The organism is Pseudomonas sp. CC6-YY-74, assembly GCF_002025205.1.
Lineage (GTDB): Bacteria > Pseudomonadota > Gammaproteobacteria > Pseudomonadales > Pseudomonadaceae > Aquipseudomonas > Aquipseudomonas paeninsulae.
The window spans coordinates 489048-509110 of the sequence record NZ_CP019947.1 but is presented as its reverse complement, the minus strand read 5'-3'; the positions used below and the strand labels follow the sequence as shown (position 1 = coordinate 509110).

The 20063-nt window shown below is 63.2% G+C and carries 17 protein-coding genes; 11 read left to right on the top strand and 6 right to left on the bottom strand.

Features of this window, described 5'->3' with window-relative positions:
* Positions 1 to 60 precede the first annotated feature (60 nt).
* A complete protein-coding gene (fadD2, locus tag B2D37_RS02370; protein WP_079201218.1) occupies positions 61 to 1749 on the bottom strand; it encodes a long-chain-fatty-acid--CoA ligase FadD2 in 1689 nt (562 codons plus the stop codon).
* A 226-nt stretch (positions 1750 to 1975) separates the two neighbouring features.
* Here fadD2 and B2D37_RS02365 point away from each other — a divergent pair, with 226 nt between their 5' ends.
* The 7 genes from B2D37_RS02365 (at position 1976) to B2D37_RS02335 (ending at position 7841) form a co-directional block, all read left to right on the top strand.
* Positions 1976 to 2938: an alpha/beta hydrolase gene (locus B2D37_RS02365; RefSeq protein WP_079204879.1), complete on the top strand. Its 963-nt coding sequence runs from the start codon at positions 1976 to 1978 to the stop codon at positions 2936 to 2938.
* Positions 2935 to 3405, top strand: a complete 471-nt coding sequence (locus tag B2D37_RS02360; RefSeq protein WP_079201217.1) for a MaoC family dehydratase — start codon at positions 2935 to 2937, stop codon at positions 3403 to 3405. The genes B2D37_RS02365 and B2D37_RS02360 overlap by 4 nt, the downstream gene beginning before the upstream one ends.
* Positions 3406 to 3589: 184 nt before the next feature.
* Positions 3590 to 4096 (top strand): DUF1993 family protein, encoded by a 507-nt coding sequence (locus B2D37_RS02355; protein ID WP_079201216.1) that lies wholly within the window; start codon positions 3590 to 3592, stop codon positions 4094 to 4096.
* A gap of 111 nt (positions 4097 to 4207) precedes the next feature.
* Positions 4208 to 4858 carry a TetR/AcrR family transcriptional regulator gene (locus B2D37_RS02350; protein ID WP_079201215.1) on the top strand — a complete coding sequence of 217 codons (651 nt, stop codon included), beginning with the start codon at positions 4208 to 4210 and terminating at the stop codon, positions 4856 to 4858.
* Between the two features lies 1 nt (position 4859).
* On the top strand, positions 4860 to 5825 hold the full coding sequence (locus B2D37_RS02345) for an HlyD family secretion protein (RefSeq protein ID WP_079201214.1): 966 nt from the start codon (positions 4860 to 4862) through the stop codon (positions 5823 to 5825).
* Positions 5812 to 6750: an ABC transporter ATP-binding protein gene (locus tag B2D37_RS02340; protein ID WP_218190362.1), complete on the top strand. Its 939-nt coding sequence runs from the start codon at positions 5812 to 5814 to the stop codon at positions 6748 to 6750. Before B2D37_RS02345 ends, B2D37_RS02340 begins: the two co-directional genes overlap by 14 nt.
* Positions 6747 to 7841 carry an ABC transporter permease gene (locus B2D37_RS02335; protein ID WP_079201213.1) on the top strand — a complete coding sequence of 365 codons (1095 nt, stop codon included), beginning with the start codon at positions 6747 to 6749 and terminating at the stop codon, positions 7839 to 7841. Before B2D37_RS02340 ends, B2D37_RS02335 begins: the two co-directional genes overlap by 4 nt.
* A 103-nt stretch (positions 7842 to 7944) precedes the next feature.
* Here the strand turns inward: B2D37_RS02335 and ccoM are convergent, their stop codons facing one another.
* The 4 genes from ccoM to B2D37_RS02325 all read right to left on the bottom strand — a co-directional run bounded on the left by ccoM (position 7945) and on the right by B2D37_RS02325 (position 9478).
* Positions 7945 to 8061, bottom strand: a complete 117-nt coding sequence (gene ccoM / locus B2D37_RS23965) for a cytochrome c oxidase subunit CcoM (RefSeq protein ID WP_305879839.1) — start codon at positions 8059 to 8061, stop codon at positions 7945 to 7947.
* A gap of 321 nt (positions 8062 to 8382) precedes the next feature.
* A complete protein-coding gene (locus B2D37_RS23290) occupies positions 8383 to 8541 on the bottom strand; it encodes a hypothetical protein (protein ID WP_177345174.1) in 159 nt (52 codons plus the stop codon).
* The gene (locus tag B2D37_RS02330; RefSeq protein ID WP_079201212.1) at positions 8538 to 9146 is read right to left on the bottom strand and encodes an alpha-ketoglutarate-dependent dioxygenase AlkB; all 609 of its coding nucleotides are present in this window, start codon (positions 9144 to 9146) and stop codon (positions 8538 to 8540) included. Before B2D37_RS02330 ends, B2D37_RS23290 begins: the two co-directional genes overlap by 4 nt.
* A gap of 35 nt (positions 9147 to 9181) precedes the next feature.
* Positions 9182 to 9478 carry an aspartate-semialdehyde dehydrogenase gene (locus tag B2D37_RS02325; protein WP_079201211.1) on the bottom strand — a complete coding sequence of 99 codons (297 nt, stop codon included), beginning with the start codon at positions 9476 to 9478 and terminating at the stop codon, positions 9182 to 9184.
* A 176-nt stretch (positions 9479 to 9654) separates the two neighbouring features.
* Here B2D37_RS02325 and rapA point away from each other — a divergent pair, with 176 nt between their 5' ends.
* On the top strand, positions 9655 to 12498 hold the full coding sequence (gene rapA, locus B2D37_RS02320; RefSeq protein ID WP_079201210.1) for an RNA polymerase-associated protein RapA: 2844 nt from the start codon (positions 9655 to 9657) through the stop codon (positions 12496 to 12498).
* A 142-nt stretch (positions 12499 to 12640) separates the two neighbouring features.
* On the opposite strand, the gene B2D37_RS02315 is transcribed toward rapA, so the two are convergent.
* A complete protein-coding gene (locus B2D37_RS02315; protein WP_079201209.1) occupies positions 12641 to 13969 on the bottom strand; it encodes an MFS transporter in 1329 nt (442 codons plus the stop codon).
* 341 nt (positions 13970 to 14310) lie between these two features.
* On the opposite strand from B2D37_RS02315, the gene B2D37_RS02310 reads away from it, so the two are divergent.
* From B2D37_RS02310 to mdoH, 3 genes are all read left to right on the top strand, one after another.
* The gene (locus B2D37_RS02310) at positions 14311 to 15561 is read left to right on the top strand and encodes an acyltransferase (RefSeq protein ID WP_079201208.1); all 1251 of its coding nucleotides are present in this window, start codon (positions 14311 to 14313) and stop codon (positions 15559 to 15561) included.
* 145 nt (positions 15562 to 15706) lie between these two features.
* Positions 15707 to 17254, top strand: coding sequence for a glucan biosynthesis protein G (locus B2D37_RS02305; RefSeq protein ID WP_371915439.1), 1548 nt, complete (start codon positions 15707 to 15709; stop codon positions 17252 to 17254).
* The gene (gene mdoH, locus B2D37_RS02300; protein ID WP_079201206.1) at positions 17251 to 19839 is read left to right on the top strand and encodes a glucans biosynthesis glucosyltransferase MdoH; all 2589 of its coding nucleotides are present in this window, start codon (positions 17251 to 17253) and stop codon (positions 19837 to 19839) included. Before B2D37_RS02305 ends, mdoH begins: the two co-directional genes overlap by 4 nt.
* Positions 19840 to 20063: the final 224 nt, after the last annotated feature.

The window sequence follows — 20063 nt, the reverse complement described above, 5'->3', positions numbered from 1 at the left end:
CAGGACAAGGCTTGCGGCGCTTGGCCGCAAGCTGAACGAGTGCGGCTTGCGCGGCCCAACCTAGGCGATATCGCGCAGTTCGCGACGAAGGATCTTGCCCACCGGGGTCATCGGCAGTGACTCCCTGAAGACGATGTGCTTGGGCACCTTGTAACCGGTGAAGTTTTCCCGGCAGTAGGCCTTGAGCGCCTCGGCGCTGAGGGCGCCGTCACGGGCGACGACGAACAGCTTGACCGCCTCGCCGGATTTCTCGTCGGGTACGCCAATCGCCGCACAGCTGGCGACTTGCGGGTGAGCCATGACTACATCTTCGATCTCGTTGGGGTACACGTTGAAACCGGAGACGATGATCATGTCCTTCTTGCGATCGACGATGCGCACGTAACCGTCCGGGTCGATCACCGCGATATCACCGCTCTTGAACCAGCCCTCGGCGTCCAGCACCTCGCGGGTGGCTTCTTCGAGCTGCCAGTAGCCCTTCATCACCTGCGGGCCCTTGATGCACAGCTCGCCACGCTCGCCCAGCGCCTGCTCGTTGCCCTCGTCGTCGATGACTTTGAACGCCGTGCCCGGCACCGGAATACCGACCGTGCCGAGACGTGCCTGGCTGCCGTAAGGGTTGGTGCTGGCCACCGGCGCGGTCTCGGTAAGGCCGTAGCCTTCCACCACGGGGCAGCCGGTGACGGCCTGCCAACGCTCGGCGGTGGCCTTGACCAGCGCGGTACCGCCCGAGTTGGTGACCTTGAGCTTGGAAAAATCCAGGTTCTTGAATTCGGGGTGATCCATCAGCGCGACAAACAGGGTGTTGAGGCCCAGCAGCGCGGAGAACTGCCACTTGCCCAGTTCCTTGACGAAGCCCGGAATATCGCGCGGGTTGCTGATCAGTACGCTGAGATTGCCGTTGACCATCATGCACATGCAGTTCGCGGTGAACGCATAGATATGGTACAGCGGCAGCGGCGCGATCATGATTTCCTGGCCCTGCTTCATCAGCGGGGTACCGTCGTCACCGAGCTGCGACAGGCAGGCGTCGACCTGCAGCATGTTCGCCACCAGATTGCCGTGGGTCAGCATCGCACCCTTGGCTACCCCCGTGGTGCCACCGGTGTACTGCAGCACGGCGATGTCGTCATGACCGACCGTGAGCGCCTTAAGGTCGTGGCCATGGCCCTGTTTGAGCGCCGCCTTGAACGACACCGCCTGGGGCAGGTGGTAGTCCGGCACCAGTTTCTTGACCTTCTTCACCACGCTGTTGACCAGCCAGCCTTTGAGGCTCGGCAGCATGTCGCCCATGCGCGCTTCGATCAGGTAGTCAATTTCCGTATCCGGCAACACATCCTGCACCAGCTTGCCGAACATGTTCAGGTAGACCAGCGCGCGCACGCCGGCATCCTTGAACTGATGACGCATCTCGCGGGCGGTGTACAGCGGATTGGTATTGACCACGATCAGCCCGGCGCGCATGGCGCCGAACACGGCAATCGGGTATTGCAGGACATTGGGCATCTGCACGGCGATGCGCTCGCCGGGCTGCAGATCGGTGTGCTTTTGCAGGTAGCCGGCAAAGGCGCCAGACAAGCGATCCAGCTCGGCATAGGTCAGGGTCACCCCCATATTGCTGAACGCCGGACGGTCAGCGAATTTCTTGCACGAGCGCTCGAACACCTCGATCACCGATTTGTAGGCACCCAGGTCGATATCGTTGGGTACGCCGGCCGGGCGTTTGTCGCTCCAGAAATCAGGCTGCATTATTTTTATCCTCTTTCCCTGAAAGTGTCTGCCTCGCTGAGATCACCATGGCATAAGGCTCTACGGTGGCCAGCAGGGAGTGAGCGGACGTTAGCAGCTCCGGCCCGTAGCGCAAATACTTGCGTGGCGTCATTGACCGCGTGAATCTTTGATCACGCCATACGGCTGGGAAAAGCCTGCGCGCAAGCTCTACAATGCCGAACTCTCGCAGGCCGAAGGATTCGCCATGCAGCACAATGCTTTTTGGCTCAATAGCAGCGATGCCACACCGCTCTATGTGAACCGCTGGTTCGCCGAACAGCCGCCGAAAGCAGTGCTGATGGTCGCTCACGGCATGGCCGAACACAGCGGACGCTATGCGCGCCTGGGCGCCGCCCTGGTCGCTGTGGGCTTCGAACTCTATGCTCACGACCAGCGCGGCCACGGCAGGACGGCCGAGCATGGCCACCTCGGCCACTATGCCGATGCCAACGGCTGGAACCTGGTGGTGGGCGATCTGGCCTGCCTCAACCACCATATTCGCCAGCAGCACCCGCAAGCACCGATCTTCCTGCTTGGCCACAGCATGGGCAGCTACATCGGCCAGGCCTACCTGATGCAGCACAGCTGCAGCCTGCAGGGGGCCATTCTGTCCGGCTCCAACTACCAGCCGCTGGCGCTGTACCGCGCGGCCAGGCTGATTGCCCGCCTCGAGCGCTGGCGTCAGGGGCCGACCGAACAAAGCGCACTGCTCGAGTTGGTTTCCTTCGGCTCGTTCAATAAAACCTTCAAGCCCAATCGCACCCGCTTCGATTGGCTGAGCCGCGACCCTGTCGAGGTGGATGCCTACGTCAACGACTCGCTCTGTGGCTTCCGCTGCAGCAACCAGCTGTGGCTCGACCTGCTCGGCGGCCTGCTGCAGATCACCCCGCCGCGCAACCTGGCGCAGATCGACTGCAAACTGCCATTGCTGGTGATCGGCGGTGCCTGCGACCCGGTCAGCGACGGCAAGCGCTTAGCCGACCTGGTCAATGCCCTGCGCGAGGCCGGACATACCCAGGTGCAATTGAAGCTATATCCGGATGCTCGCCACGAACTGCTCAACGAGAGCAACCGCGACGCTGTCACCACCGACTTGATCGACTGGCTGGAACAGGCCCTGAGCCATCCCCGCCAGCCTCACCCTCAGCCCCAGGAGCCACACCCATGAGTCAAAGCAGCAACACGCCTTACGACGCTCTCGAAGTAGGCCAGACCGCCAGCTACAGCAAGACCGTCGAAGAGCGCGACATCCAGCTGTTCGCCGCTGTGTCCGGCGACCGCAACCCAGTGCACCTGGATGCCGAATATGCCGCCACCACCATGTTCAAGCAGCGCATTGCCCACGGCATGTTCAGCGGCGCCCTGATCAGCGCGGCCGTGGCCTGCGAACTGCCTGGCCCCGGCACCATCTACCTCGGCCAGCAAATGCGCTTCACCGCGCCAGTGAAGCTCGGCGACACCCTCACCGTGCGCCTGGAAATCCTGGAAAAGCTGCCAAAATTCCGCGTCCGCGTCGCCACCCGGGTGTTCAACCAGCACGACGAACTGGTGGTCGATGGTGAGGCGGAAATCCTTGCCCCGCGTAAAGCGCAGACCGTCGAACTGGCCGAATTGCCGCCGATCACCATCGGTTAAGGCCAAGGATTTGTTCGGCGGCGATTTGTTTCGGCTCATGCTGGAATCGATGCAGGCGGGCTGAGCGGATCGCCACCCGGCCGACCCTACAGCCCATCCCTACAACAACAAGCCCACCCTACCCTGGCAGCTTGCAAGAGCATTCCCTTCTCGAGCCGCCCCACTTGTTTCACTGGAGAACTCCATGTCCCTGTCCATGTACCAAGCATCCATCCCGGTCTTCACCCGTCAATTGAACAACCTGTCGACCATCCTCGGCCTCGCCGCCGCCGACGCCGAAGCACGCAAGATCGACCCCAGCGTATTGTTCAATGCCCGCCTGGCCCCCGATATGTTCCCGCTGAGCCGTCAGGTCCAGGTCGCCTGCGACGGCGCCTCGGCCGGCACGGCGCTGCTGGCCGGTATCGATGCGCCCAGCCAGGCCGATGACGAAACCAGCTTCGCCGAACTGCAAGCACGCATCGCCAAGGTTCAGGCCTTTCTGCAAGGCGTCAGCGCCGCGCAGATCGACGGCAACGAGGAGCGCACCGTGACCCTCTCGCGCCGCGGCAAGGAAACCCACTTCCAGGGCCAGGCCTTCCTGCTCGACCACGTCATGCCCAACTTCTATTTCCACGTCACCACCGCCTACGCCATCCTGCGCCATAACGGTGTGGCAATCGGCAAGCGCGACTTCCTCGGCACCCGCTAAGCACGCCCTGCGGCGTCCGGCTTTGCCGGTCGCCGCCTTGCGCCCTTCCTTACTGCAACCAGCGCAGAATTATTGTTTGCGTTTATTTATATTTATATTTAATTTTAATTCATGAAGACACCCACCAAAGTAACCACCCCCCGTGCACCAGGTCGACCGGCCGGTGATTCGCCCGCGCAGCGCGAACGCTTGCTGGACGTCGCCGTGCAAGCCTTCGCCCATGACGGGATCAAGGCCTCCAGCCTGCGCAGCATCGCCCAGCAGGCCGGGGTCACGCCCGCGCTGGTCAACTATTATTTCGGCAACAAAGCCAAACTGCTCGCTACGGTGGCCGAAGAGCGCTTGTTACCGCTGCTGATGGGGCTCGGCCAGGAGTTGCGTCAGGTCGGCGATGAGCCGATCGCGCTGGTCAGCGGCTTCATTCAGGGCATGCGTCGAACCGTTCAAGCGCACCCCTGGCTACCGCCGCTATGGGTGCGCGAAGTGCTGTGCGAAGGCGGCGGCTTGCGCGAATTGCTGATGAGCCGGGTGGGCCCAGCGGTGGCGCACATGCTGGCCGAGCGTTTCGCCAGCGCACAGCGACGCGGTGCGCTGAACCCCGACCTCGACCCGCGCCTGCTGGTGGTCTCGCTGATCGGCCTGACCCTGTTCCCCTATGCCGCCGCGCCCATCTGGCGCGGCCTGTTTGCGGCCCCCGAACTGGACGACGCGGCGCTCGCCCGGCACACCCTCGCCCTGCTCGAACGTGGAATGGAGCCCTGAAATGAGCAAACGCCTGCTACCCAGCCTGATCCTGCTCGCGCTGCTCAGTGGCTGCGAACCGGCAGGCGACGACGCCCTGCTCGGCACCCTGGAGTGGGACCGCATCGGCCTGCCCGCCGAAGCCTCGGAAACCATCCTCAGCTGGCAGGTCGCCGAGGGTGACCGGGTCGAGGCCGGGCAACTGCTGCTGGAGCTCGATCCGCGCCGCCAGGATGCACGCATCGCCCAGGCCCGCGGCGAGGTGGCTCAGGCCGAAGCACGCCTGAGCGAGCTGAGCAACGGCGCGCGCCTGGAAACCATCGAGGCCGCCCAGGCCATCCTGGCCCGCAACCACGCCGAGCTGACTGACGCGGAACGCAATTTCCAGCGCTTCGACACCCTCTACCAGCATCGTCAGGTGGCCATTGCCGAACTGGATCGCGCCCGCGCCAGCCGCGATCAGGCCAGGGCCGCCACCCGCAATGCCGACGCCCAGCTGCGCGAACTGACCCACGGCACCCGCCCGGAACAACTGCAACAAGCCGCCGCCAGCCTGGAGGCCGTGCGCGCCAACCTGGCCCGCCTGCAGCTCGACCGTGAGCACCTGAGCCTGCGGGCACCGCGGGCTGGACTAGTCGACGCCCTGCCCTTCAAGCCCGGCGACCAACCGCCGGCCGGCGCCGAGCTGGCCAGCCTGCTGGTCGGCGACGCGCCTTACGCACGGATCTATATCCCGGCCAGCCAGCGCACCCACTTCCAGCTGGGCGACAGCATGCGCGTGACTGTCCAGGGCGTCGCCCAGCCCTTCGCCGCCACCCTCAGTAGCATCCGTAGCGAAGCCAGCTTCACCCCCTATTTCGCCCTCAGCGGCGACGATGCCAGCCGCCTGATGTACCGCGCCGAACTGCGCCTGCAAGGCGATGGCGCCCGCCAGCTGCCGGCCGGGCTGCCGCTAAGCGCCGAGCGCGACGCCAATGCCCAGCACTGAGGTGGTGATTCAGGCCAGCGGCCTGACCAAGCGTTTCGGCCAACTCACCGCGGTCGACGACCTGAATCTGCGCGTACGTCGCGCCGAGGTGTTCGGCTTCCTCGGCCCCAATGGCTCCGGCAAGTCGACCACCATCCGCATGCTCTGCGGCCTGCTGCTGCCCAGTGCGGGGGAGATCGAGGTGCTCGGCTACCAGATCCCCCGGGATGCCGAGGCCCTCAAGCGGCGCATCGGCTACATGACCCAGAAGTTCTCCCTCTACGAAGACCTCAGCGTGCTCGAGAACCTGGATTTTCTCGCCACCGTGCAGGGGCTGGACAAGGGTGCAGCGCGTAAGCGTATCGCCGAGCTGCTTGAGCGCTACTGGCTGGGCGACCAGCGTCAGCAGATGGCCGGCACCCTCAGCGGCGGACAGCGGCAGCGCCTGGCGCTGGCCGGCGCGGTCTTGCACAAACCCGACCTGTTGCTGCTCGATGAACCCACCAGCGCGGTCGATCCGCAATCGCGCCGGGAGTTCTGGGAGTCGCTGTTCGAGCTGGCCGACGCCGGCACCACCCTGCTGGTCTCCACCCACTACATGGATGAAGCCGAACGCTGCACCCGCCTGGGCATCCTCGATGACGGCCGCATGGTCGCCGACGGCAGTCCGCGCGAGCTGCTCGACGCCCTGCCTGGGCACCCATTACTGATCGAGTGCGCGCAGCCGCGCCAGGCCAAGCAGGCACTGCACGACTGCAGCGGCGTGCTGGCCATGGCGCAGATTGGCGTTGCATTGCGGGTCTTGGTCGCCAGCGAAGACGCTCGCGGGCCTATCGAGCAGCGCCTGCGCGACGCCCACATCGATGCAACCATAAGCAGCACGCAGGCCAACCTGGAAGACGTTTTCGTCAGCGTTACCCGCCAACCCGTGCAGGCCCAGCGATGAACCTGCGGCGCCTGACAGCGGTGATCGTCAAAGAGCTGCGCCAGTTGCGTCGCGACCGCCTGACCTTCGCCATGATCGTCGGCATTCCTCTGCTGCAACTGGTGCTGTTCGGCTATGCCATCAACATGGACGTGCGCGGCATCGACGCCGCCGTGCTCGACCAGGCCAATACCGCACGCTCGCGTGAGGTGGTGGCGGAAATCGGCTCCAGCCAGATCCTCAATCTGCGCTACCAGCTGAGCAACCCCCAGCAGATGGATAGCCTGCTGCGCCAGGGCAAGATCAGCGCCGCCCTGGTAATCCCCAGGGATTTCGAGGCGCGCCTGGAACGCCAGGGACGCCTGCCGCAGGGACGCCTGCCGCTACAGCTGATAGTGGATGGCTCGGATCAGAGCGTGCAGGCCTCGGCGCGCCAGCTGGCGAACTATCCGCTGCCAGGCTGGGAAAGTCGCCAAGGGATCGAGCTGGTCAACTTCTACAACCCCGAGCGTCTAGCGGCGCTAAACACCGTGCCGGGCCTGATTGGGGTGATCCTGACCATGACCATGGTGATGTTCACCGCCATCGCCCTGGTCCGCGAGCGTGAACGCGGCAATATGGAAATGCTGATCACCACGCCACTGTCACCCTGGGAGCTGACCCTCGGCAAGGTTCTACCCTTCGTCGGTATCGGCCTGATCCAGGTAACGGTGATCCTGCTCACTGGCCGCCTGCTGTTCGACGTCCCGATCCGCGGCTCGATACTGGAACTTTATGGCGCCTCCCTGCTCTTCATCGCCGCCAGCCTGGCCCTCGGGGTATTTATCTCGACCCTGGCCCGGACCCAGTTCCAGGCCATGCAGGTTGCCTTCTTCACTTTCCTGCCGCAGATCCTGCTGTCCGGCTTCATGTTTCCCTTCGCTGGCATGCCCAAGGCCGCCCAGTGGTTCGCCGAACTACTGCCGCTGACCCACTTCCTGCGCCTGGCGCGCGGGATCATGCTGCGCAGCGCCGGGCTGATAGATCTCTGGCCGGAGATCCTGGCACTCCTGGTCTTCACCGTGCTGATGCTCAGCGTGGCGGTAACTCGGGTGAGCAAACACCTGGATTGAACAACGACGCGCCCCCGGATCAACCGAGGGACAAATCGCGCGCATAAAAAAAGGCGACCGAAGTCGCCCAAAATTGCCTTGCGTGCTCGTGTAACGGGAGAACTTACGGCGTCTTGCGCTTGTGTGAGTCCTTCCAGATGAAATAACCAACGCCAACGAAGAAAGCGACCATCAGACCGACGGTGCCGATTCCGGCGAGCACTACGACATCGATAAACATGGTTGCCTCCTGCGGTAGCCCTCTTGGGCCGTTGGGGATGGCTGCAAATTATCAGGACTGCGCGGCTGTTCATTGATCCAAGTCAAGGGGGCGCAAAGACCGGCCGCGCACGGCAGCAGACACTGATCCAGATCAACGAATCGGCCCTGAACAGGGCGGATTGCACCCAGCACAAAGCTGGCGGGTTGTCGCTGCGCGCCGAAGCCGCCCTACCCGCAGGCAGTGCACCATGGTTTATCGGCACGGCACAAAAGCTGGCGGGCTGTCGCTGCGCTCTCGCGACGGCGATCGATACGCTCACAGCCGCTGAAGCCGATCTGCCTAGCGCTTTTTCGGCTTGCTCTTGCTCTTTTTGCCCTTGGGTAGGGGCAGCGCCTGCTCGAACGCCTGACGCATCTCGTCGAGCTTCTTGTCGTGCAGGTCGTGGATGCGCTTGCCGCGCTCGGCGCTGAAATCAATCAGTTTGTCATCGTTGCTCATGCTGGCGACCGGATTAAACGAAACGTCAGATTCAGGCGCGACGCACAGGGTTTGCGCGTCTTCGCCACTTGGTGCTGCCAATAATGCTGGGTTGGCCCGCTCATGACCAGCAGCGAACCGTGATTGAGCGCGAGGGAGTGTTCGATACGACTCTGCCCCTTACGCCGCAAATCGAAACGCCGGGTCGCGCCCAGATTGAGCGAGACAATCAGCGGATTAGCGCCCAGCTCGGCCTCGTCGTCGCTGTGCCAGCCCATGGAGTCCTGGCCATCGCGGTAATAGTTGAGCAATACGCCATTGAGCGGTTGTCCCAGCGTCGCCACCAGCCGGGCGCGAATCTCGGCGAGCAGCGGAGTCCAGGGCAGCGGCTGATGGATCAGGCCGGAATACCGGTAGCGAGCCTCGGCATCGCCGTACCACGCGACCAGCCGCGGCACCGGGTACTGCCGACCGTAAAGCCGCACCTGCGGCTGCTGCCAGGGCGTTTGCTCAAGCAGCAGCGCCAGCCAGCGATCTGCCGTCGCCGGCTCCAGCCAGTGCGACTTGAAATCCAGCTCGGCGTTGGCCAGTTGCAGGGCACTGTCGTTGAATAGGTTCACGGGCATACGCGCGTAGTTAGCGTGCGCACAGTGTGCGCGACTCAGACTTCCTCATCCACCCACAGACCCTGCCGGGGCAATTCGTCGATGACTGCCGCGTCGGCCTCGGCCACTTCGCCTGCGGCCAGCTCCTCGGGAGTGTAACCATGACGCTGGCGCCGGCGCTGCTCTTCACGCAGCAACTCCTCGGCTTCCTGCGGATGCCGTTTATCCAGGCCCACGCCGCTTTCCTTGGCGCTGGCGGCGGCCGGCGTAACCGGCGGGATATCGGGTCTGGGCTTGATCACGTCCTGCTGGGCGGTGACCGGCGCCATGCCGTGCGGAATGGGCGGTAGCACTTTATTCAGTCCTCCTTTGGTCAGGCTGTCGGCCACTCGGACGCCGACTTGAGCCCGGCCTCGCTACACTTTCGACACAAGTAACCCCTAATAAGTGCCGGTTAAGTACCATTGCGCCTTTGGCCTAGGCTTGGCGTTCCGTTACCATAGCCGGCTTTTTCACGCAGGAGACAGGCATGGCGCAGTATGAACCGGGGCAACGCTGGATCAGTGACAGCGAAGCGGAGTTGGGCTTGGGCACCGTCCTCATGCAGGATGGCCGGATGCTCACCGTGCTCTACCCGGCCACTGGCGAAACCCGTCAGTATGCTGCGAACAATGCACCGCTGACCCGCGTGCGCTTTTCTCCGGGTGACGAGATCACCCACTTCGAAGGCTGGAAGCTGACCGTCCAGGAAGTCAATGACGTCGATGGCCTGCTGGTCTATCACGGCCTCGACGCGCAGCACCAGAACGTCACCCTGCCGGAAACCCAGCTGTCCAACTTCATCCAGTTCCGTTTGGCCAGCGACCGCCTGTTCGCCGGCCAGATCGACCCGCTGCCCTGGTTCGCCCTGCGCTACCGCACCCTGGCGTTCACCAGTAAGCAGTTGCAGTCCTCGCTCTGGGGCTTGGGCGGCGTGCGTGCGCAACCGATCGCGCACCAGCTGCACATCGCCCGCGAAGTCGCCGACCGCATCGCCCCGCGGGTATTGCTGGCCGACGAAGTAGGCCTGGGCAAGACCATCGAAGCCGGCCTGGTGATCCATCGCCAGTTACTCTCTGGTCGCGCCAGTCGCGTGCTGATCCTGGTGCCGGAAAACCTCCAGCATCAGTGGCTGGTGGAGATGCGCCGGCGCTTTAACCTGGATGTGGCGCTGTTCGACGCCGAACGCTTTATCGAGAGCGATGCCAGCAATCCCTTCGAGGATTGCCAGTTGGCCCTGGTCGCCCTGGAGTGGCTGTGCGAGGACGAACGGGTCCAGGATGCGCTGTTCGCCGCTGGCTGGGACCTGCTGGTGGTCGACGAAGCGCATCACCTGGTCTGGCATCCGGAGCACGCCAGCGTGGAATACACCCTGGTCGAACAGCTTGCGCAAGTGATCCCCGGCGTGCTGCTGCTCACCGCCACCCCGGAACAGCTCGGCCAGGACAGCCACTTCGCCCGCCTGCGCCTGCTCGACCCCAACCGTTTCCATGACCTTGTCGCCTTCCGCGCCGAAAGCGCCAACTACCGTCCGGTTGCCGAAGCCGTGCAGGAGCTGCTCGACCAGGGCCGCCTGTCGGCCGCCGCGCACCAGACCATCCATGACTTTCTCGGTGCCGAGGGCGAAGAACTGCTCGCCGCGGTCAATGCTGGCGACAAAGAAGCCGCGCCACGCCTGGTGCGCGAGTTGCTCGACCGTCATGGCACTGGCCGCCTGCTGTTTCGCAACACCCGCGCCGCCGTGCAGGGCTTCCCCGAACGTGAGCTACATGCCTACCCGCTGCCCAGTCCGGACCTGTACATGGAGCTGCCGATCGGCGAGCACCCGGACCTGTACCCGGAAGTCAGCTACCAGGCCCAGGTCGAGGTCGACGAGGAGCAGCGTTGGTGGCATTTCGATCCGCGCGTCGAATGGCTGATCGACACCCTGAAGATGCTCAAGCGGGTCAAGGTCCTGGTGATCTGCGCCCACGCCGAAACGGCCATGGACCTGGAAGATGCCCTGCGCGTACGCAAGGGCATCGCCGCCACTGTGTTCCACGAAGGCATGAACATTCTCGAACGTGATCGCGCCGCCGCCTACTTCGCCGACGAAGAATTCGGCGCCCAGGTGCTGATCTGCTCGGAAATCGGCAGCGAAGGCCGCAACTTCCAGTTTGCTCATCACCTGGCGCTGTTCGATCTGCCGGCCCACCCGGACCTGCTCGAGCAGCGCATCGGCCGCCTCGACCGGATCGGTCAGAAGCACCGGATCCAGTTGCATGTGCCCTACCTGGAAAACAGCCCGCAAGAGCGCCTGTTCCAGTGGTATCACCAGGGGCTGAATGCCTTCCTCGCTACCTGTCCAACCGGCAACGCCCTGCAGCACCAGTTCGGCAGCCGCCTGCTGCCGTTGCTGGAAAGCGGCGACGACGGCGTATGGCAAAGCCTGGTGGATGAGGCCCGCAGCGAACGCGAGCGCCTGGAAGGCGAGCTACACGCCGGTCGCGACCGCTTGCTGGAACTCAATTCCGGCGGCGCCGGTGAAGGCGAGGCCATGGTCGAGGCCATTCTCGAACAGGACGACCAGTTCGCTCTGCCGATCTACATGGAGCAACTGTTCGACGCCTTCGGCATCGACAGTGAAGACCATTCCGACAACGCCCTGATCCTGCGTCCCGGCGAGAAAATGCTGGATGCCAGCTTCCCGCTCGGCGACGACGAAGGCGTGACCATCACCTACGATCGCGATCTGGCCCTGGCCCGCGAGGACATGCAGTTCCTCACCTGGGAACATCCGATGGTGCAAGGCGGCATGGATCTGGTGCGCGCCGGCTCGATGGGCAACACCGGGGTGGCACTGATCAAGAACAAGGCACTGAAACCCGGCACCGTGCTGCTCGAACTGCTGTATGTCAGCGAAGTGGTGGCGCCGCGCGCCCTGCAACTGGGGCGCTACCTGCCGCCGGCGGCACTGCGCTGCCTGCTCGACAGCAACGGCAACGACCTGGCGCACAAGGTGGCGTTCGAAACCTTGAACGACCAGCTGGAAAGCGTGCCGCGTGCCAGCGCCAACAAGTTCGTCCAAGCCCAGCGCGACAGCCTCAACCCGCTGATCAATGCCGGCGAAGATAAGGTCGCGCCACGCCACATCGAGCGGGTCGCCGAGGCCAAACGGCGCCTGGCTGCCGACACCGAAGAGGAACTGGCGCGCCTGACTGCCCTGCAAGCAGTCAACCCGAGTGTGCGCGACAGCGAACTCACCGCCCTGCGCCAGCAGCGCGAACAAGGCCTGGCCCTGTTCGACAAAGCCGCATTGCGCCTGGAAGCGATTCGGGTACTGGTAGCGGGCTGACGTAAGCGCTCGAAATGAAAAGGCCCGCACTTGCGGGCCTTTTCATTGCAGGGTGACGGGCTGTGGGAGGGGCTTCAGCCGCGATTCGACGCGCCTCTGGCTTGTCGCGGCTAAAGCGGAGCGCCGCCCGGCCCCTCCCACATTACGCCGGCAGCGCCTCGGCCATACTGGCGTGCATTCGCTTGGAGTCGGCGACAAAACAACGCGAGGCCTGCAGCAGCGCCAACATGGTGAGAAACAGCGCCACCGGGATCAGCAGCATCGCATCATGCAGGCCCTGCGCCTTGAAGGCTTCGTTCATCTCGCTGACACCCGCGGCAAGCATCGCCGCCTGGGCGAAATGATCGGACAGCAGACCCACTGCAATCGGCCCAAGACCGCCACCGAGCAGGTACAGGCCGGCGAAAAACAGCGCCATGGCGGTGGCGCGCAAGCGCGGCTCGACTACATCCTGAAGTGCCGTGTAGACGCAGGTGTAGAAGTTGTAAGCGAACAACCAGCCGACGCTGAAGACCGCAACGAACACGCCGACCTCGACGCGCCCGGCCAGCAGCGCATAGCCGGTGGCCCCGGCGGCGATAAGCATGCTCACGGCGGCGAACAGCAGACGCCCGGTTGCCGAATGCTGATGAATGCGATCGGCCATCCAGCCGCCCAGAGTCAGGCCAAACAAGCCGGTCACACCGACGATCACCCCGGTGGCCACGGCTGCTTGCCCCAACGGCAGAAGGAAATAACGCTGCAGCATCGGCACCATGAAGGAGTTGCAGGCATAAGTGGCGAAGTTGAAGGCCAGCCCGGCGAGCACCAGCCACCAGAAGGTACGGATCTCCAGCACCTTGCGCAGCGGCTTGTCCACCGCAGTGGTCGCCACCTGCACGGCTTCCGCCGCGCCGCGCTTGGGCTCCTTGATGAAGAACATGAACAGCGCGAGGAGCATCCCCGGCACGGCAGCGATGAAGAAAGGCGCGCGCCAGCTGTCGAAGGCCTCGACCATGGCGCCGATGGTGAAGAACGCCAGCAACAGCCCCAGCGGCAAGCCGAGCATGAAGATGCCCATCGCTCGAGCGCGCTTGTGGGGTGGAAACAGGTCACCAATCAGCGAGTTGGCCGCTGGTGCATAGCTCGCCTCGCCGATGCCAATACCCATGCGTACCAACAGGAAGCTCCAGAAGTTCCAGGCCAGGCCGTTGACTGCGGTCAACCCGCTCCATGCCACCAACCCCCAACCCATGATCTTGCGCCGCGCACCGGTGTCGGCCATGCGCCCCAACGGCACGCCGGCGATGGCATAGACGATGGTGAAGGCAGTGCCGATCAAGCCGATCTGAAAGTCGCTGAGGCCCCATTCCAGGCGAATCGGCTCGATGATGATGGCCGGGATGGTGCGGTCGAAGAAATTGAACAGATTGGCGAGAAAGAGCAGGAACAGAATGCGCCAGGCGTTCGCCGCTTGTTGGGACTGCTGCATGGAATCATCTCGGGTTATTGTTATGAGCGCGATACGCCGCGAGTGCACAAGCCTGCATGACAGTGACTGCCAGGCACCTGCGCAGTCGAATCTAGAGCCTGTAGCCTGGACTGTCTGTGACTATTGGCAGCGTTGATACCAGTGAATCGCCCCGTCCGCACAACCCTCTGTATTGCCAACTCACCGATCAAAAGCCAATTCACAGTGTCGAACCTCAGCATGGCTGTGGCTCGGTACGCGTGCGCACCCAGAATGAGCCGTGCGCGCAATGACCGGTGCCATCCTGAGCAAGGATGCCGATTCCTCCGGAGCAGGGATCATTTCAATCAACGGAGAACAGGATGGAGCGCAGCGCCAAGGAACATTTCATCGGCCTGGAGTGGTTACGCTTTCTGCTCGGCGTCTATGTGGTGGTTTTCCATACCCTGCACAGCTATCCGAATGAACAAAAACCGTCCTGGTTGGTGGATCTGACCGGGGTCGGGTTCTTTGCCACCAGCAGTTTCTTCGTCCTGTCCGGCTTCCTGCTGGCTCATGTGTACTGCCGCCGAGGGCAATTGCGCGAACCGGCCCGCAGCTTCTGGAGCAGGCGTTTCGCCAATCTCTATCCGCTGCACCTGTTTTCTCTGCTGCTGACGATCAGCGTGCTGTTCATCATCAGCTACCTCGGCATCCCGCCCGATGACAGCAAGGCCAGCATGCGCTTCGTGATTTATGACACCAACGCAGACCTGGCAGGCGCGTCCCGGGAGACCCTTGAGCACTTCATGAGCAATGGCGAACTGTTGCTCAACTCCGGCCTGCAGCTGTTCATGCTGCAGGCCTGGAACCCTTATTACCTGACGTTCAATGCGCCGCTGTGGTCGATTTCCACCCTGTTTTTCTTCTACCTGACCTTTCCCCTGCTGGCACCGCGCTTGATGCGCGCGCGGCACAAGGGCTGGTGGTTGGTCGCCATCACCCTGATCTACCTGCTGCCGCCGCTCTGGGTGATTCACAGCCAGGAATACGGCATGCCCTACACCGGCATGTTGCACCGCATGCCCCTGCTGCGCCTGCCGGAATTTGTCGCCGGCATTCTGTTGTACGGGCTGTTCCGCCAGCTGCGCGACAGCGGTTACCAGCCCCCGCTGCCCACCAAGCTGCTGCTCGGCGGCTTCAGCCTGCTGTGCTTCGGCACCGCGATCTGGCTGCTGAAGGGCGAACGGTTCTGGTACTTCCTGCTGCACAACGGCTTGATGCTGCCCGCACAACTGGCGCTGATCTACCTGTGCGCCCTGATCGCCGCGCCGCGCAACGAGCGCTTGATCCACTGGTCACAGCGCCTGGGCGCAGCATCGCTGCCACTGTTCGTCCTGCACGTGCCGGCTTTCATTGTTTTTTCCCGCACGGAAAAGCTCCTCGGCGTCGTCTCGCCCGGCTGTTTCGAGCGCTGGACCAACTGCGCCCGGCAAGCCGGCGAGCAACCGCTGTCGCTGTGGTTCTACCCGCTGTTCCTGCTGTTGACGATTGCCTTGTGTGTCTGGGCGCAAGAGCGCGCCGTGGTCCCTGCACGCCAATGGCTGCTCAGGCGTTTGCCGGTCTCGACCTAGTAAAGATCCCTAAGCAAAGAGGAATCATTTACGGATAACATGGTCGGAAATTCAGTACCCGGGATCAACCGGGCCGCTCTACCTTCCTGCTTCGTCTGGTGAATCCGTGTCACTCAAAACCGTCAACCGCGCTTCCCGTCACGGTATCTTCCCCTCTCTCCTGCATGTGGCCTCTATCACCTTGTTGCTCTGCAGCGCTCAAGCCCAAGCATTCTCGCTTGATGACGTGGCTACCAAGGCTAAGGCTCTAAGCGAAAAGAACTACAGTGCACCGGCCAGCAACCTGCCCGTTGAGCTGAGCGAGCTGCCATTCGCCGATTATCAGAAAATCCAACCGCGCCCTGACGAATTCGAGTGGAGCGAGCGCGATACGCCATTCAAGCTGAGCTTTTATCACCAGGGCATGCACTTCAAGACGCCGGTGAAGATCAACGAGGTGACCGCCACCACGGTCAAGGAAATCAAGTACGACCCCAAGCGCTTTAATTTCGGCGATCTTAAGTTCGACCAGCAAGCCACCAAAAATCTCGGCTATGCCGGTTTTCGGGTGATGTACCCGATCAACCAGCAGGGCAAGCAAGACGAAATCATGAGCATGCTCGGCGCCAGCTACTTTCGGGTAATCGGCAAAGGGCAAGTGTACGGCTTGTCGGCGCGCGGCCTGACCGTCGACACCGCGCTGCCCAGCGGCGAAGAATTCCCTTATTTTCGCGAGTTCTGGATCGAACGGCCGAAGCCGCAGGACAAGCACCTGGTGATTTTCGCCCTGCTCGACTCACCGAGCGCGAGCGGTGCCTACCGTTTCATCCTGCGCCCGGGCCAGGATGCCGTGGTCGATGTGCAAGCCAAGGTCTTCCTGCGCGACTCGGTCGGTGAGCTTGGCCTGGCATCGCTGACCAGCATGTTCCTGTTCGACCCGAAACAACCGCCCAAGCAGCACAGCTTCCGGCCGGCCCTGCATGACTCCAACGGCCTGGCGATTCATGCCGGCAATGGCGAGTGGCTGTGGCGACCGTTGAACAACCCGAAAAATCTGGCCGTCAGTAGCTGGCAGGTGGAAAACCCGAAAGGCTTCGGTTTGCTGCAACGCGGCCGCGAGTTCTCCCGTTTCGAAGACCTCGACGACCGTTACGACCTGCGCCCTAGCGCCTGGATTGAGCCCAAGGGCGACTGGGGCAAAGGTCGGATCAAACTGGTGGAGATTCCCACCCAGGATGAAACCAACGACAACATAGTGGCGTTCTGGACCCCGGAAAAACTGCCCGAAAAAGGCCAGCCCCTGGAATTTGCCTACCGCATGCACTGGACCCTCGACGAACCGGCGCTGCATCAACCGGACAACGCTTGGGTCGCCCAGACGCTGCGCTCGGCGGGTGAAGACAAGCAGGCAAACCTGATCCGCCAACTGGACGACAGTATTGCCCTGCTGATCGACTTCGAGGGGCCCGCACTGGCCAAGTTCACGCAAGATGCCGCACCGAGCTCACGAGTCAGCGTCGGCGACAATGGCAAACTGATGGAGAACAGCCTGCGCTATAACCCTGCCACTCAGGGCTGGCGCCTGACCTTGCGGATCGAGGTCAAAGACCCCGAGAAACCGGTGGAAATGCGCGCGGCGCTGGTCGACGGCGACCAGTCGCTGAGTGAAACGTGGAGTTATCAATTACCTGCCCACACGGCAACCAGTCGATGAACCAGCAGAGTTCCTCACCCTCGCCCCAGCCAGACCTGGACAGCTACCTGGCAGAACTGCCACTGCCTGATGCAGAGCGCGAGGTACTGGCCCAGGCCGAGGACTTTGCCGACCTGCACCAGCGCTTATCCGGCCAGCCGGCGCAAAGCGCGGCCGAAGCCGTCTGCCTGTCCGCGACACGCCGCCTGCAACTTGGCGCAGGAAGCAACCTGACCGACGCCGGTATCCTCGGCGAAGACGCCGCAGGTCGGCTGCGCATCGAGGCGACCCCACCCCTGCACCGCAGTCATGTGACCCCCGAGCCCTGGCGCACCAATATCCTGGTACGTGGCTGGCGCAAATTGCTCGGCAGGAAAAGCCCGCCGCCGCCACCGCGGCAACAGCTGGAACCCGCACGCTGGCGCCAGGTCGGCTCGCTGCGCCGGCACGTCCTGCTGCTGTTGATGCTCGGGCAAACCGTAGTGGCGACCTGGTACATGAACAGCATCCTGCCCTACCAGGGCTGGATGCTGATCGATCTGCAGGAAATCATGCAGCAGAGCCTGCAAGAAAGCGTCATCCAGGTTCTGCCTTATCTGGTGCAGGGCAGCATCCTGGTGCTGTTCTCCATCCTGTTCTGCTGGGTCTCCGCCGGTTTCTGGACCGCCCTGATGGGCTTTTGGGAACTGCTGCGCGGCTATGACCGGTACGGAATTTCCGGTGCTCACGCGGGCAATCAACCGATTACCGCCGAAGCGCGGACCGCGATCATCATGCCGATCTGCAATGAGGACGTGCCGCGGGTTTTCGCCGGGTTGCGCGCAACCTACGAGTCGGTGGCCGCCACCGGCGATCTCGAACGCTTCGATTTCTTCGTCCTCAGCGATACCGGCGACGCCGACATCGCCGTCGCCGAACAGAGCGCCTGGCTGGAACTGTGCCAGGCCTGCAAAGGTTTCGGGCGAATCTTCTACCGGCGCCGGCGCCGCCGGGTCAAACGCAAAAGCGGCAATATCGACGATTTTTGCCGCCGCTGGGGCAGCAACTACCGCTACATGGTGGTGCTCGATGCCGACAGCGTCATGAGCGGCGAGAGCCTGACCAGCCTGGTACGCCTGATGGAAAACAATCCGCAGGCCGGGATTATCCAGACCGCACCGAAATCCGCCGGCATGAGTACCCTGTATGCGCGCCTGCAACAATTCGCCACCCGCGCCTACGGGCCGCTGTTCACCGCCGGCCTGCATTTCTGGCAACTCGGCGAGTCGCACTACTGGGGACACAACGCGATCATCCGCATGCAACCGTTCATCGACCACTGCGCCCTGGCACCGCTGCCGGGCAAGGGCGCCTTCGCTGGCGCGATCATGTCCCATGACTTCGTCGAAGCGTCACTGATGCGCCGCGCCGGCTGGGGCGTATGGATCGCCTACGACGTGCCCGGCAGCTACGAAGAGCTGCCGCCCAACCTGATCGACGAGCTGGAACGCGATCGCCGCTGGTGCCACGGCAACCTGATGAATTTTCGCCTGTTCCTGGTCAAGGGCATGCACCCGGTACACCGTGCGGTGTTCCTCACCGGGGTGATGTCCTACCTGTCGGCGCCGCTGTGGTTCCTCTTCCTGCTGCTCTCCACCGCGTTGCTGGCGACTCATACCCTGCTGGAGCCTCAGTACTTCCTGGTGCCTGGCCAGTTGTTCCCGGTCTGGCCGCACTGGAATCCAGAGCAAGCCATCGCGCTGTTCTCCACCACCCTGACCTTGCTGTTCCTGCCCAAACTGCTCAGCGTCCTGCTGATCTGGATCAAGGGTGCGCACGCCTATGGCGGCGCGGCCAAGGTCTGCCTCAGCATGCTCCTGGAGATGCTCTTCTCGGTATTGCTGGCACCGGTCAGAATGTTGTTCCACACCCGCTTCGTCACCGCGGCCTTTCTCGGCTGGTCGGTGCAGTGGAACTCACCGCAACGTGACGATGGCATCACCACCTGGGGCGACGGCGTACGCCGGCACGGTTGGCAAACCCTGCTGGGCATCCTCTGGGCTGCCGGGGTCGCCTGGCTCGACCCGGTATTTCTCTGGTGGCTGGCGCCGATCGTGGTGTCCCTGATGGTGTCGATCCCGGTTTCGGTGATCTCCAGCCGCCTGAGCCTGGGGCAAAGTGCGCGGCGCAACCAACTGTTTCTGATTCCCGAGGAGTCGAATCCGCCTCAGGAGTTGGTGTCCACCTACAACTATGCCAGGCACAACCGTGAGCATGCCCTGCACCAGGGGTTTATCGCCGCAGTACTGCAGCCGTTCCACAACGCGCTGGCGTGTGCCATGGCAACCGCCCGCCATGGCGACTCGTCACGCCTCGAAACGGCCCGCCAGCGTTTGCTGCAACATGCGCTGAAAAGCGGCCCGAAGCAGCTCGACGGCCCGAGCAAGCTGGCCTTATTGAGCGACCCCGTAGCGCTCAGCCGCCTGCATGCGCTGCTCTGGGAACAGGCCGAGCAACACCCCTTGTGGCGACAGGCCTTTAGCCAGGCCATGCAGCAACCCGCCCGCTTGCCGGTTACGCCAGCAACGCTTGCGCAGTTGTCCCCCGCCCGCCCGGTAGCCGGCTGACACAGCGCTTCGGCTGCGATGCCTGGCTCATCGCAGCCGAAGGTTCTGCTGTCGAGCAGAGCCGCTGGTCAGCAAGAACCTACCTCCGGGCATGCCGATCCGCCGCCATGCCCTTGCCAGATGCACAGACTCACTATACTGATGCCATATCGCCATACTCTTCAGGCATAAACGGCGACACCGATAGTCGACAAGAGCGCGGTCTACGACTGACAGCTAGGGCC

Coding starts and splice junctions, on each gene's coding strand:
- B2D37_RS02335 (WP_079201213.1), top strand. CDS start 6,747: ATGAACCTGCGGCGCCTGACAGCGGTGATCGTCAAAGAGCTGCGCCAG.
- B2D37_RS02315 (WP_079201209.1), bottom strand. CDS start 13,969: ATGCAGCAGTCCCAACAAGCGGCGAACGCCTGGCGCATTCTGTTCCTG.
- B2D37_RS02330 (WP_079201212.1), bottom strand. CDS start 9,146: ATGCCCGTGAACCTATTCAACGACAGTGCCCTGCAACTGGCCAACGCC.
- B2D37_RS02350 (WP_079201215.1), top strand. CDS start 4,208: ATGAAGACACCCACCAAAGTAACCACCCCCCGTGCACCAGGTCGACCG.
- mdoH (WP_079201206.1), top strand. CDS start 17,251: ATGAACCAGCAGAGTTCCTCACCCTCGCCCCAGCCAGACCTGGACAGC.
- B2D37_RS02365 (WP_079204879.1), top strand. CDS start 1,976: ATGCAGCACAATGCTTTTTGGCTCAATAGCAGCGATGCCACACCGCTC.
- B2D37_RS02310 (WP_079201208.1), top strand. CDS start 14,311: ATGGAGCGCAGCGCCAAGGAACATTTCATCGGCCTGGAGTGGTTACGC.
- B2D37_RS02355 (WP_079201216.1), top strand. CDS start 3,590: ATGTCCCTGTCCATGTACCAAGCATCCATCCCGGTCTTCACCCGTCAA.
- rapA (WP_079201210.1), top strand. CDS start 9,655: ATGGCGCAGTATGAACCGGGGCAACGCTGGATCAGTGACAGCGAAGCG.
- B2D37_RS02345 (WP_079201214.1), top strand. CDS start 4,860: ATGAGCAAACGCCTGCTACCCAGCCTGATCCTGCTCGCGCTGCTCAGT.
- fadD2 (WP_079201218.1), bottom strand. CDS start 1,749: ATGCAGCCTGATTTCTGGAGCGACAAACGCCCGGCCGGCGTACCCAAC.
- B2D37_RS02360 (WP_079201217.1), top strand. CDS start 2,935: ATGAGTCAAAGCAGCAACACGCCTTACGACGCTCTCGAAGTAGGCCAG.
- B2D37_RS02340 (WP_218190362.1), top strand. CDS start 5,812: ATGCCCAGCACTGAGGTGGTGATTCAGGCCAGCGGCCTGACCAAGCGT.
- B2D37_RS23290 (WP_177345174.1), bottom strand. CDS start 8,541: ATGAGCAACGATGACAAACTGATTGATTTCAGCGCCGAGCGCGGCAAG.
- ccoM (WP_305879839.1), bottom strand. CDS start 8,061: ATGTTTATCGATGTCGTAGTGCTCGCCGGAATCGGCACCGTCGGTCTG.